Here is a 12,757-nt window from a genome sequence, read left to right as displayed (position 1 = left end):
TGAGGGTCGCGGTCAGCGGCCCTTTTTTCTTGGGATTTTCAGGAGGAGCCTATGGCATTTCCCTGGTTCGGGCGGAATGGGGTATCGGCGCGGCCAACCACCGCAGTCGAGAAAAAGGCCAGCGCCGCCGGTAAGGTAGTGGCGTTGGCAGCGGGGTCAGGTCGGGTTGTCTGGTCCCCGCGTGATACGGTCAGCCTGACCAATGCCGGGTTCATCGGCAATCCGGTTGGTTTCCGAGCCGTGCGGCTGATTGCCGAAGCGGCGGCTGCGGTGCCGCTGATCTGTCAGGACCGAGAGCGGCGTTATGACGTGCATCCGGTGCTGGATCTGCTGCGCAGGCCCAATCCGGCGCAGGGTCGTGCCGAGATATTCGAGGCGCTTTATGGCCAGATCCTGTTAAGCGGTAACGGTTATCTGGAGGCGGTCGGTATGGGGCCCAAAGGCCTGCCTGCGGAGCTGCATGTCTTGCGCGCTGATCGGATGGCGGTGGTGCCGGGGCCGGATGGTTGGCCCATCGCCTATGAATATGGTGTGGGTGGCCGCAAGGTTCGGTTCGATATGGCGGGTAGTCCCGATCCGATTTGCCATATCCGCAGCTTTCATCCTTTGGACGATCATTATGGGCTGTCGCCGATGCAGGCGGCTGCGGTGGCTGTCGATGTCCACAACAGCGCTTCGAGCTGGTCGAAGGCTTTGCTGGATAATGCTGCGCGGCCTTCCGGCGCTATCGTCTATCGCGGTGCAGATGGGCAGGGGAACCTGTCGCCCGACCAGTATGATCGGTTGGTTGCCGAGATGGAGATGCATCATCAGGGCGCCCGAAATGCCGGTCGACCGATGCTGTTGGAGGGCGGGTTGGACTGGAAGCCGATGGGGTTTTCCCCCTCGGACATGGAGTTTCATCAGACCAAGCTGGCCGCTGCGCGCGAGATTGCACAGGCTTTTGGCGTGCCACCCATGCTGATCGGTATTCCGGGCGAGGCGACCTATGCCAACTACGCCGAGGCGCATCGGGCGTTTTATCGGCTGACGGTTCTGCCTCTGGTCTCGCGCGTGGCGAGTGCCGTGGCGTGGTGGCTGTCCGAGCATCTGGGCAATGAGATCGACTTGCGTGCCGATCCGGATCAGGTGCCTGCGCTTGCTGAGGAACGCGACGCCCAATGGCGGCGTGTCGGCGAGGCGACCTTTCTGAGCGAGGCGGAAAAGCGTGCGGTTCTGGGCCTGCCGCCTGCGCAGGAGGACTAGGATGGAGGGCTCGCGTTTCGTCAAGGAGCCCTTTGACTGGCATGACCAGCGCCTCAACACCCAAGAGCGGATCATGGCGCTGCAGTTTGGTCAGGTCGAGCGCCGGCTGGAGCGGATCGAGGCGCTGATCGAAGGGCTGGAGCGGCGCTTATGGATGACGGTCTATGGCGTTGTCGCGGTGATCCTGACCCAGGCCGTGCAATCGATCATGACCTTTACGCCAAAAGGGGGATAGCGTGAATTCAAAGGATTACGGGCTGGAGTTGAAGTTTGCGGCGGGATCGTCCCTGATCTTGGACGGTACGCGGATCGAGGGCTATGCCAGCCTGTTCGGCGTTACGGATCAGGGCGGCGATGTCGTCTTGCGCGGGGCCTATGCCGAAAGCCTGAGGCGGCTTGCCGCGCGCGGCGACCGTGTGCGGATGCTGTGGCAGCATGACCCGACCCGGCCGATCGGCGTTTGGGACGAGATACGAGAGGACGAGCAGGGTCTGTGGGTCGCGGGTAGGCTTTTGCCCGACATTGCCCAGGCCCGCGAGGCGGCGGCGCTGATCGCTGCTGGTGCCATCGACGGGTTGTCGATCGGCTATCGCACCATTTCGGCCGAGCGTGATGCCAAGGGCCGGCGGCGGCTGACCGAGGTCGAGCTGTGGGAGGTGTCCTTGGTCACCTTTCCCATGCTTGCCGAGGCAAAGGTGGGCCGAAAATCAGGCGGGATCGACGAACTGGCAGCGGCTTTTCGGGCCGCAACGCAGGCGCTGCGCGCCGAATGATTTCATCCAAATGGAGGGGAGCATGACTGAGGTGAAAGCCGCGGCCGGGACAGAACTGCCCGGAGAACTGGGGGCTGAAATGCTGGGATTCGTAAATGAACTCAAGCAGTTTCGCTCAGACATTCAGAAACAACTGAAAGTACAGGAAGATCGCATGACCATCATGGACCGCAAGAGCATTTCCCGGGCGCGTGCCCCTTTGTCGGCTGAGGCCGATCAGGGCGCGCCCTATCAAAAGGCGTTTGACGCCTATGTCCGCCATGGGGACGATGCGGCGCTGCGCGGGTTGCCGTTGGAAGGTAAGGCAATGACCTCGACCTCGGATGGCGGGTTCCTTGTTGCTCCGACCGTGGCGATGCAGGTGCAGGACGTTCTGACCGGCACCGCCTCGTTGCGACGGATTGCCAATGTCGTGACAGTGGAATCGGCGAGCTATGAGGTGCTGGTCGATATGGGCGATATCGCCCATGGTTGGGCGAGCGAGGATACCGCTCAGGCAGAAACGGGTACGCCGACCGTTCAGCGGGTCGTGATTCCGGTGCACGAGCTTTCTGCCATGCCCAAGGCGAGCCAGCGCCTGCTGGACGACAGTGCCTTTGACGTCGAAAGCTGGCTTGCCGGTCGGATTGCCGACAAATTTTCCCGAGCGGAGGCAGCAGCCTTTGTCAAAGGCGACGGTATCAACAAGCCCAAGGGATTCCTGACCCATGCTACGGCGCCCCATCATGAGGCTGGTGATTCCAGGATCGGAACCTTGCTGTCAGGTGGTGATGGAGATTTTGCCGAAGGGAATCCGGCAGATGCTTTGATCGACCTGGTTTATTCGCTGGGCGCGCAATATCGGGCCAATGCAAGCTTTGTCATGAACTCGAAGACCGCTGCGGCGGTGCGCAAGATGCGCGATGCCGATGGCCGGTTTTTGTGGACGGACTCGCTGGCTTTGGGGCAGCCGGCGCAGTTGCTGGGCTATCCGGTGCTGATCTGCGAAGAGATGCCTGATATCGCCCGTGGCGCTGCTGCGATCGCCTTTGGTGATTTTCGCGCCGGCTATACCATCGTCGAGCGTCCCGATCTGCGCGTCCTGCGCGACCCGTTCTCGGCCAAGCCGCATGTTCTGTTTTATGCCACCAAGCGCGTTGGCGGCGGCGTCACTGATGCCCGCGCCATCAAGCTGATGATCTTCGGCTGATCCAGGGCCGAAGCGGGGCCGCGCGGATTTCATGCCCGCCTTACCGGCAAGTGCAACTGTCCGCGCGCGCGAGGGCGGGCAGCGGCGCGGCCCCTTTCGTGACCCGAGGATGCGGCACCCCAGCGAATGGGAGAATAGAAGATGATGCTTGAGGAAGTGACAGCGCCTGTAGCCGAGGCGCTGCCCGTCGCGGTGTTGCGCAATCACTTGCGGCTGGGCTGTGGTTTTGGCGGGCCTGGTGCTGAGGATGTGGCCGAGACCGCGGCTTTGGCGGGCTATCTGCGCGCTGCCATTGCCGCAATCGAGGCGCGTACCGGCAAGGTGCTGCTGACGCGGCGGTTTCGGCTGCAGCTGGAGCGGTGGCGAGATACGCAGGGCCAGCCGCTGCCACTGGCCCCGGTCGAGGCGGTCGAGGGGGTTGAGATCCTTGACGCCACGGGGGCAGGGACGGTGCTTGATCCTGCGCGCTATCGGCTGGTGCGGGATATGCAACGACCGGTGCTGAAGCCGGTGGGCGTTTTTCTGCCATCTGTCCCGCACGGGGGATGCGTGACGATCAGCTTTCTGGCTGGTTTCGGGGCTGACTGGTCCCGGGTTCCGGCTGATCTGGCGCAGGCGGCGCTGATGCTGGCTGCGCATTATCACGAGGACCGCAGTTTTGAGGGCACCCAGAGTGCGCTGCCTTTCGATGTCAGTGTGCTGATTGAACGCTGGCGCTCTGTCCGGGTGCTGGGAGGGCGCGGCAATTCGCGTGGCGGTGCATGAGCACGCCACGCATGACAGTGCCGCTGGTCGTGGAATCCTCGGCCCGGTTGCCCGACGGGATGGGCGGCTTTCGCCAGTCCTGGCAGGAGGTCGGGCGGATCTGGGCCGAGATGCGCTCGGGCGCGGGTGGTGAACGTGTCGCCGCATTGGGGACGCAGAGCGTCGTGACCTGGCGGATCACCGTCAGGGCAGCGCCTGCGGGCGATACGCGCCGCCCGCGCCCCGGGCAGAGGTTGCGACTGGGTGAGGGCGCGCAGGCGCGGCGCTTTCGCATCGACGCAGTCGCCGAAAGCGACCCCGGGGGGCGCTGGCTGGTCTGTATCGCGCAAGAGGAGATTCCGGCATGAGCTACCGGGCAACGGCTGCCTTGCAGGCGGCGGTTTATCAGGTGCTGCGCGATGATGCGGCGCTGCGCGAACTGGTCGGGGACGCGATCTATGACGCGATGCCGGTTTCGGCCCCGGCAGGGGTTCATGTCGCGCTGGGTCCCGAAGAAGCGCGCGATGCGGGCGACATGACCGGGGCGGGGGCAGTGCATGACCTGACCGTCTCGGTCTTGTCGGGGGCTGATGAGACCGGCGGTTTCGCGACGGTCAAGGCGGCTGCTGCTGCGGTCTGCGACGCACTGGAAAGTGCGGGCATGACCATCGGGTGTGGCCATCTGGCGGGGCTGTGGTTCCTGCGTGCCCGGGCACGACGGACGGAAAAAGGCGCGGGGCGGCGGGTCGATCTGACCTTTCGCGCGCGCATCGACCTTGGATGAGGAGAAACGGTGATGGCGGTTCAGAACGGACGCGACCTGCTGATCAAGATGGATATGACCGGCGACGGTCATTTCGAAACCATAGCCGGCCTGCGGGCGACCCGGCTGGGTTTCAATGCCGAGACTGTGGATGTGACGAGCCTGGAAAGCGAGGGTCGCTGGCGCGAACTGCTGGCGGGTGCGGGGGTGCGCTCGGCCAGCATCTCGGGCTCGGGTGTGTTCCGTGATGGCACGACGGATGAGCGTGCGCGGCAGGCCTTTTTTGATGGCGAGGTGCCGCGCTTTCAGGTGGTGATCCCGGATTTCGGCACGGTCGAGGGGGCGTTCCAGATCACGGCTTTGGAATATGCGGGTAGTTACAATGGCGAGGCAACCTATGAGATTTCCCTGGCAAGCGCGGGCCCGATCAGCTTTGTCGCGCTTTGACGGCATCAACCCGCTTGCGGGTGAGGTCGAGATCTGGCTGGGCAGTCAGCGCCATGTCGCAAGACTGACCCTGGGCGCGCTGGCTGCGCTTGAGGCCGAGCTGGGCGCCGAAAGCATGATCGCGCTGGTCGAGCGGTTCGAGGGTGGCCGCTTTTCCAGTCGTGACGTGATGGCGGTTCTGGTTGCGGGTCTGCGCGGCGGCGGCTGGACGGGCGGCATGGATGATCTGGCCTTGGCCGATCTGCGTGGCGGGCCGGTCGCGGCTGCTCATGCGGCGGCGGCGCTGTTGTCGCGCGCCTTTCGGATCGAGGGGACATGAGTGGCTGGCCGAACTGGCCGCGCGCTATCCTGACCGGCCTGTCGGTCAGCATGAGAAAAAAGGAGGCGGCGGTGGTGACGAACAGGGACGGGCTTGGCCCGCTCGACGAGGACGAACAAGAGGCGCTGGTCAAGGGGCTGGACGAGAATGCCCGGCTGACGGCAGCCTTTGACGCTGAACTGGCCCGCCTGCGCGAGACCATGCTTTACACCAACCGCGAGGCCAGCACGCTGGCCTTTGGCATCGGTGCCGGGCTGCGCCGTGCGTTCTCGGGACTGGTTTTTGACGGCATGAAGCTGAGCGAGGCTCTGAAAGGCATCGCGCGCAGCATGGCGGATACCGCCTTTTCCCTGGCGATGAAGCCGGTCGAACAGGCGCTGGCCGGAGCCATCGCGCAGGGTGTGAACGGGATGGTCTCGGCGGTGCTGCCTTTTCGGGATGGCGCGGCCTTTGTGCAGGGTCGGGTCATGCCCTTTGCCCGGGGTGGCGTGGTCAGTCAGCCGACCTTTTTCCCAATGCGCGGCGCGACCGGGCTGATGGGCGAGGCCGGACCCGAGGCGATCATGCCCCTGCGCCGCAGTGCTGATGGTCGGCTGGGTGTCGCGGCGGCGGGCGGCGGGCGGCCGGTGAATGTGACCTTCAATGTCTCGACCCCCGATGTCGCGGGGTTCCAGCGTAGTCAAAGCCAGATTGCCGCGCAGCTTGGCCGCATTCTGGCGCGCGGGGAAAGAAACGGGTGAGCAATGGCATTTCATGAGATCAGATTTCCGGCGAGCCTTTCCTTTGGCTCGGTCGGGGGGCCTGAGCGGCGCACCGAGATCGTCGCGCTGACCAACGGTTACGAAGAGCGCCGCACCCCATGGGCGCATTCGCGGCGGCGCTATGATGCGGGGCTTGGCCTGCGCTCGCTTGACGATGTCGCGGCGCTGATTGCCTTTTTCGAGGCGCGGGCGGGGCAGATGCATGGTTTCCGCTGGAAGGACTGGGCCGATTACAAGTCATGCATCCCAAGTGCCGAGGTCACCTTTCAGGATCAGGAGATCGGGATCGGCGATGGGATGCAGCGTGAATTTGCGCTGTGCAAAGCATATGCCTCGGGGGTCGGTCGCTATCGGCGCCCGGTGATCAAGCCTGTCGAGGGCACGGTGCGTGCCGGCGTGGGGCATGTCGAAAAGCGCGAGGGCGTCGATTTCGAGGTCGATACGGCCACGGGGATCATTACCTTTGCCGCGCCGCCCGAGGCGGATGCCGTAGTGACCGCGGGGTTCGAGTTCGACGTACCGGTGCGCTTTGACGCCGACCGTATCGCGGTGTCGGTCGCTTCGTTTCAGGCGGGCGAGCTGCCTCAGGTCCCGGTGGTGGAGGTGCGGCCATGAGCGGGACAATTGCGCGCGCATGGGCGGTACGGCGGCGCGACGGGCTGGAGCTTGGCTTTACCGATCATGACCGGGAACTGGGCTTTGAGGATATCACCTTCCGCCCTGATTCAGGGCTGAGTGCGCGGGCATTGGTGCAGGGCCTTGGCCTGTCGGTTGACAACAGCGAAGCCATGGGCGCGCTGTCGGATGCCGCGATCACCGAGCAGGACCTGATGGCCGGGCGCTGGGACAGTGCCGAGGTTCGCCTGTGGGAGGTGGACTGGTCTAACGCTGCTAACCGGCAGCTGATCTTTCGTGGCCATCTGGGCGAGGTAGTGCGCAGTGGCGCGGCTTTTAGTGCCGAGTTGCGCGGACTTTCCGAACCTTTGAACAAGACGCAGGGCCGGGTCTATCACCCGCGCTGCTCGGCGGTGCTGGGCGACGGCAAATGCCGATTTGATCTGTCTAAGCCCGGCTATTCGGCCGAAGGCGTGGTACTGGCCGATGAGGGCGGGCGGCTGACGCTTTCGGGTATTGCGGGCCATGATCCGGGTTGGTTCGAGCACGGCCGGCTGATCATGCTGTCCGGTGCTGCCGAGGGGCTGTCGGCCATGGTCAAGGCGGATGTTGCCCAGCCGGGCAACCGGCGTGCGGTTGAATTGTGGACGGCGCTGGGCATTCAACCCGTCGCCGGGGACCGCGTGCGGCTGGTGGCCGGCTGCGACAAGCGCGGCGAGACTTGCCGGATGAAGTTCCTCAATTACCTGAACTTTCGCGGCTTTCCTCATTTGCCTCCTGAGGATTGGCTGATCGCGCCCAAGGTGAACCGATGAGCGTGGCTGCGGGACTGGCGGCGGTGGCGGCCGCGCGGGCGTGGATCGGCACGCCCTATGTTCATCAAGGATCGGTTCGGGGGGGCGGGGGCGGATTGTCTGGGGCTGGTGCGCGGTATCTGGCGCGAACTTTACGGGACCGACCCCGAGCCTATGCCGGCCTATACCCCCGACTGGGGTGAGGTCGGCGGGACCGAGCTTATCCTGGGTGGTGCGGGGCGCTATCTGCTGCCCGCCCAAGATGAGCAGCCGGGCGATGTGCTGGTCTTTCGCATGAGGGCCGGGGCTATCGCCAAGCATCTGGGAATATTGGCGGAAATTGGTGCAGAGGCGCGTTTCATCCATGCCTATGACCGGCATGGGGTGGTGGACAGTCCGCTGTCGGCGCCGTGGCGGGCGCGGATTGCGGGACGTTTCCGGTTTCCGCCTCTTTGAGGGAAAGGTTAGGGCGCAATGGCGACGATTCTGCTGGCGGCGGTCGGGGCATCGCTGGGTTCGGGCTTTGGCGGCACGGTTCTGGGGCTTTCGGGCGCGGTAATTGGCCGGGCGGTCGGGGCGACGCTGGGGCGGGTGATTGATCAGCGTCTTTTGGGCGGTGGCTCGAAGGCGGTTGAGACGGGGCGCGTGGACCGGCTGCGCATTCAGACTGCGGGCGAGGGAACCTCGATCCCGAGGCTGTGGGGCCAGATGCGGCTGCCCGGGCACGCGATCTGGGCCGGTCCCGTGGTCGAGACCCGGCGTGAACATGGCGGTGGCAAGGGCTCGGGTCCCAGTGTGACCGAGATCGGCTATCGGCTGAGCTTTGCCCTTGCACTGTGCGAGGGGCCGATCCTTGGTGTCGGGCGGGTCTGGGCGGATGGAGAGGAGGTCTCGGCCGATGATCTGAACATGCGGGTGTATCCGGGGGACGAAGATCAGCTTCCCGACCCGGCCATTGCCGCGCAGGAGGGGGATGATGCCCCCGCCTATCGCGGCATTGCCTATGTCGTCTTCGAGGAGCTGGCGCTTGAGAAATGGGGCAACCGCGTTCCGCAGCTTTCGTTCGAGGTGACCCGGGCAGCAAAGGACGGTCGCGGCCTGTCGCGTGAGGTGCAGGCAGTGGCAATGATCCCCGGTACCGGAGAGTACTCTTTGGCTACCACGGCGGTCAGCCTGGATCTGGGCCTGGGCGAGACGCAGGTCATCAACCACAACACACCTTTGGCTGCGAGCGATTTCCGCGCCTCGATGCGGACGCTGGGGCGCGAGTTGCCGAATGTCGGTTCGGTCTCGCTGGTGGTGTCATGGTTTGGCGATGACCTGCGCGCGGGTGAATGCCGCGTGCAGCCAAAAGTCGAAGATCGCAGCCGTGACGGACGTGAGATGGCCTGGCGCGCTGGCGGCATCGGGCGGGGTGAGGCGGGTGAGGTCGCGCGCGTGAACGACCGGCCGATCTATGGGGGCACTCCGGCCGATGCCTCGGTGATCGAGGCGCTGCGGGCGATTGCTGCAAGTGGCCGGAAGGGGGTGTTCTATCCGTTCATCCTGATGGAGCAGCTGGCAGGCAACCGTCGCCCCGACCCGTGGAGCGGCGCTGTGCATCAGCCGGTCATGCCATGGCGGGGCCGGATCACCACCAGTATCGCCGCGGGCCGCGATGGCAGTCCCGCGGGCACGGAGACGGCTGAAGCCGAGGTGAGGCGATTTTTCGGCTCTGCCGAGGTGCGGCATTTCTCGCGCGATGGCACGGTTATTTCCTACAATGGGCCGCAGGAGTGGTCTTATCGCCGGTTCATCCTGCACTACGCCCATCTATGCGCGGCTGCAGGGGGGATCGACGCCTTTCTGATCGGCTCGGAGATGGTAGGTCTGACGACGATCATGGGGTCGGGCCACTCATTCCCTGCGGTCGATGAGCTGCGCCGGCTGGCGGCCGATGTGCGTGCCATTCTGGGACAGGGGGTCAAGATCGGCTATGCCGCTGACTGGTCGGAATATTTCGGCCATCACCCCGGCAACGGCGATGTACATTTCCATCTGGACCCGCTGTGGGCGGACAGGAACATCGATTTCATCGGTATCGACAATTACATGCCGCTGTCGGATTGGCGCGAGGGTGAGGACCATCTGGACGTCCATTTCGGCCGCATCGACAATCCCGCCTATCTGCGCGGCAATGTTGCGGGGGGAGAGGGTTACGACTGGTATTACGCCAGTGATGCCGACCGGCAGGCGCAGCGTCGCACCTTGATCGAGGACGGGGCGCATCACGAGCACTGGATCTGGCGCTACAAGGATATCCATGGCTGGTGGCAGAACCGCCATCACGATCGCATCAGAGGCGTGCGGCAGGCCAGGCCCACCGCATGGGTGCCGCGCAGCAAGCCGGTCTGGTTTACCGAGATGGGCTGTGCCGCGCTGGATAAGGGCACCAACCAGCCCAACAAGTTCCTTGATGCGATGAGTTCGGAATCGATGTTGCCCCACTTCTCGGACGGGCGGCGGGATGACGTGATTCAGGCGGCCTATATACGGGCGATGACCGAGTACTGGTCCGACCCGGCCAACAACCCTGCCCGTGCCGCCTATGGCCGGACGGGTGCAGGCCGGATGATCGACATGGATCGCGCGCATGTCTGGTGCTGGGACGCGCGGCCCTATCCGGCCTTTCCCGCCCGTACCGACCTGTGGTCGGATGGCCCGGCATGGGAGCGGGGTCACTGGCTGAACGGTCGTGCTGGTGCCGTGCCTCTGGCCGATGTCGTGGCCGAGATCTGCCATGGGGCAGGCGTGCGGGCTTTTGACGTCGAGGGCTTGCGGGGGTTGGTGCGGGGATATGTGCTTTCTGGTTCTGAAAGCGGTCGCGCGGCATTGCAGCCCCTGATGCTGGCGCATGGGTTCGATGCCGTCGAACGTGACGGTGTCCTGCGCTTTGTCATGCGCGGCGCGCGCGTCGATGCCGAGCTTGGTCCCGATGACATGGCGCTGGCCGAGGAGGTCCAGTCTGTCGAGGTCCGGCGTGCCGCCGATGCCGAGATGGTTGGTCGTATCCGTCTGTCCCATGTCGAGGCCGGGGGTGATTATGCCGTGCGCACGGCTGAGACGATGATGCCGGGGGCAGAATTCCTGCCGGTCTCGGACAGTGAGCTGGCCATGTCGCTGACACGCGGCGAAGGTCGGGCGCTGGCCGAGCGCTGGCTGGCAGAGGCAGCGGTTGCGCGGGACGGGGTGCGCCTTGCCCTGCCGCCCTCGCTGGGGCATCTGGGGCCGGGTGATGTGGTGCGGCTGGCCGAACCCCGGGCCGAGACGAAACGCTGGCGCATCGACCGTGTCGAGCGGGCGGGTGCGATCACCGTCGATGCGGTGCGGGTCGAACCGGGGGTCTATCGTCCCGCCCGGGTCGCCGGAGGAGAGACGGTCCTGCGTCCCTTTGTCCCGCCGATCCCGGTCTGGCCGGTGTTTCTGGATCTGCCGTTGCTGCGCGGGGACGAGGCGCCCCATGCGCCGCATCTTGCGGTGACGGCGACGCCATGGCCGGGGGCGGCAGCGGTCTGGGACTCGGCGCAGAAAACCGGCGGGTATCGGTTGAACCTGACGCTTGCTGAGCCTTCGATTATGGGGCGTACTGAAAACCCGCTTGCTGCGGCCCGGCCCGGGGTTTGGGACCGTGGCCCCGCACTGCGTCTGAGGGTCAAGGGGGGTAATCTGCGCTCGGCCTCAGAGGAGGCGCTGATGGCGGGGGCGAACCTGCTGGCCATCGGCGACGGTTCGCCCGAGGGGTGGGAGCTTTTGCAGTTTGCCGAGGCGCGCCTGATCTCGGCCGGTTTGTGGGAGATATCGACCCGGCTGCGCGGGCAGGCGGGTACAGATGCCTTTATGCCCTTGGTCTGGCCTGTGGGCAGCATTGTTGTCTTACTGGATGGTGCGGCGCAGCAGGTGGATCTGCCGCCCTCGGCCCGCAATCAGCTGCGTCACTGGCGTGTCGGTCCGGCGGTGCGTGCTCCCGATGATCCGAGCTATCGCCATATCGCCATGGCGTTCCGAGGCGCTGGGCTGCGGCCGCTGTCGCCCTGTCATCTGGAGATGCGCGGCCGGGTTGCGACCTGGATCCGCCGCACGCGGATACAGGGCGACGGCTGGGAGGGGGCTGACGTTCCCTTGGGCGAGACGCAGGAGCGTTACTTGGTCCGGCTGGTTCGGGACGACGGGCATGTACTGGCACGTGCCGTGGTCGATGAGCCGCGCTGGACGGTACCCGCGGATGTTTGGGCCGAGGCCGCAACAGGAGGCGGCCTTGCCCTTGAGGTTGCCCAGCTTTCCGACCTGTTCGGAGCGGGTCCCTATGCAAAAAGGATGATCCATGTCTGAGAATACGACCGCCAACTGCGACCTGCCGCTGCTGATGCCGGCGCAGGCGCAAAAACATGTCACCGTCAACGAGGCGCTGATGCGCCTGGACGGTCAGGTCGATCTGGTCATGCAAAGCGTGACGCGTATCAATCCGCCCGATACGGTGGCCGAAGGGCTGTGTTGGGGTGTGCCGCAAGGTGCGGTCAACGCCTGGGAGGGGCAGGGCGGCAAGATCGCCATTGGCGCAAACGGAGGCTGGATCTTTGTTCAGCCGGGCTTTGGCCGCCGCGCGATCATTGCCGATGAAGGGGTGACGGCGATCCATGACGGTTCACACTGGGTGCCGGGTGCGGTGACGCTGGGCCGCCATGGTTCGGGGCTGCTTGCGCGGCAGCTGTCCGAGGATGTTGCGCTGGGGCAGGGCCCCTCATTCGATACGGCGATGTTCATTCCCGCGGGGGCGCTGGTCATCGGCGCGACGGCGCGGGTGATCGAGGGGATCACGGGTGGCGCGACCTCATGGTCGCTGGGCACGCCGGGCAATGCAGACAGTCTTGTCCGGTTTGGCCAGGAGCTTGGCAAGGCGCAGGGCTCATGGGCGCGGGGGCTTTTGTCGCCACCCATGGTGTTCTGGGAGCCTGTGCCACTGAGGCTGACTGCAAAGGGCGGCCAGTTCGCTGGTGGCAAGGTGCGTGTCGTCCTGCATTGGTGGGAATTGCGGCTGCCGGATTGAGCAGACTTTTCGCGCCCGTCGGTT

14 protein-coding genes and 1 pseudogene are annotated in these 12,757 nt (G+C 65.2%); all 15 read left to right on the top strand.

From position 1 onward, the window contains the following. Positions 1 to 51 precede the first annotated feature (51 nt). The 15 genes and pseudogenes from M511_RS04690 to M511_RS04620 all read left to right on the top strand — a co-directional run bounded on the left by M511_RS04690 (position 52) and on the right by M511_RS04620 (position 12,733). The gene (locus M511_RS04690; protein WP_085501487.1) at positions 52 to 1,245 is read left to right on the top strand and encodes a phage portal protein; all 1,194 of its coding nucleotides are present in this window, start codon (positions 52 to 54) and stop codon (positions 1,243 to 1,245) included. 1 nt (position 1,246) lies between these two features. Then, positions 1,247 to 1,480 carry a GTA head formation protein, RCAP_rcc01685 family gene (locus M511_RS04685; protein ID WP_010394124.1) on the top strand — a complete coding sequence of 78 codons (234 nt, stop codon included), beginning with the start codon at positions 1,247 to 1,249 and terminating at the stop codon, positions 1,478 to 1,480. A gap of 1 nt (position 1,481) precedes the next feature. Continuing rightward, positions 1,482 to 2,018 (top strand): HK97 family phage prohead protease, encoded by a 537-nt coding sequence (locus M511_RS04680; RefSeq protein ID WP_085501486.1) that lies wholly within the window; start codon positions 1,482 to 1,484, stop codon positions 2,016 to 2,018. Positions 2,019 to 2,040: 22 nt separating this feature from the next. Next, complete coding sequence (locus M511_RS04675) at positions 2,041 to 3,207, top strand: phage major capsid protein (protein ID WP_029371604.1); 1,167 nt, start codon at positions 2,041 to 2,043, stop codon at positions 3,205 to 3,207. Between the two features lie 141 nt (positions 3,208 to 3,348). Then, entirely contained in the window at positions 3,349 to 3,972 is a 624-nt protein-coding gene (locus M511_RS04670) for a head-tail connector protein (RefSeq protein ID WP_085501485.1), read from the top strand. Then, positions 3,969 to 4,319, top strand: coding sequence for a head-tail adaptor protein (locus tag M511_RS04665; protein WP_029371603.1), 351 nt, complete (start codon positions 3,969 to 3,971; stop codon positions 4,317 to 4,319). Before M511_RS04670 ends, M511_RS04665 begins: the two co-directional genes overlap by 4 nt. Beyond that, entirely contained in the window at positions 4,316 to 4,735 is a 420-nt protein-coding gene (locus tag M511_RS04660; protein ID WP_085501484.1) for a DUF3168 domain-containing protein, read from the top strand. Before M511_RS04665 ends, M511_RS04660 begins: the two co-directional genes overlap by 4 nt. 12 nt (positions 4,736 to 4,747) lie before the next feature. Further along, complete coding sequence (locus tag M511_RS04655) at positions 4,748 to 5,161, top strand: phage major tail protein, TP901-1 family (protein WP_010394113.1); 414 nt, start codon at positions 4,748 to 4,750, stop codon at positions 5,159 to 5,161. Continuing rightward, a complete protein-coding gene (locus M511_RS04650) occupies positions 5,148 to 5,480 on the top strand; it encodes a gene transfer agent family protein (protein WP_010394111.1) in 333 nt (110 codons plus the stop codon). Before M511_RS04655 ends, M511_RS04650 begins: the two co-directional genes overlap by 14 nt. Before the next feature lie 50 nt (positions 5,481 to 5,530). Beyond that, positions 5,531 to 6,220 carry a phage tail tape measure protein gene (locus M511_RS04645; RefSeq protein ID WP_085501509.1) on the top strand — a complete coding sequence of 230 codons (690 nt, stop codon included), beginning with the start codon at positions 5,531 to 5,533 and terminating at the stop codon, positions 6,218 to 6,220. Positions 6,221 to 6,223: 3 nt separating this feature from the next. Continuing rightward, on the top strand, positions 6,224 to 6,856 hold the full coding sequence (locus tag M511_RS04640) for a DUF2460 domain-containing protein (RefSeq protein WP_085501483.1): 633 nt from the start codon (positions 6,224 to 6,226) through the stop codon (positions 6,854 to 6,856). Beyond that, positions 6,853 to 7,671 carry a DUF2163 domain-containing protein gene (locus tag M511_RS04635; protein WP_085501482.1) on the top strand — a complete coding sequence of 273 codons (819 nt, stop codon included), beginning with the start codon at positions 6,853 to 6,855 and terminating at the stop codon, positions 7,669 to 7,671. Before M511_RS04640 ends, M511_RS04635 begins: the two co-directional genes overlap by 4 nt. Continuing rightward, positions 7,668 to 8,106, top strand: a pseudogene (locus M511_RS04630) (NlpC/P60 family protein). Before M511_RS04635 ends, M511_RS04630 begins: the two are co-directional and overlap by 4 nt. A gap of 18 nt (positions 8,107 to 8,124) precedes the next feature. Next, the gene (locus M511_RS04625; protein ID WP_085501481.1) at positions 8,125 to 12,018 is read left to right on the top strand and encodes a baseplate multidomain protein megatron; all 3,894 of its coding nucleotides are present in this window, start codon (positions 8,125 to 8,127) and stop codon (positions 12,016 to 12,018) included. Then, positions 12,011 to 12,733, top strand: coding sequence for a DUF2793 domain-containing protein (locus M511_RS04620; RefSeq protein ID WP_085501480.1), 723 nt, complete (start codon positions 12,011 to 12,013; stop codon positions 12,731 to 12,733). Before M511_RS04625 ends, M511_RS04620 begins: the two co-directional genes overlap by 8 nt. Positions 12,734 to 12,757: the final 24 nt, after the last annotated feature.

This window comes from Paracoccus sp. J56, assembly GCF_019633685.1.
GTDB classification, from domain to species: Bacteria; Pseudomonadota; Alphaproteobacteria; order Rhodobacterales; family Rhodobacteraceae; genus Paracoccus; species Paracoccus kondratievae.
Note: the sequence above shows the minus strand (reverse complement) of the source record. Positions and strands in the feature narration are given on the sequence as shown.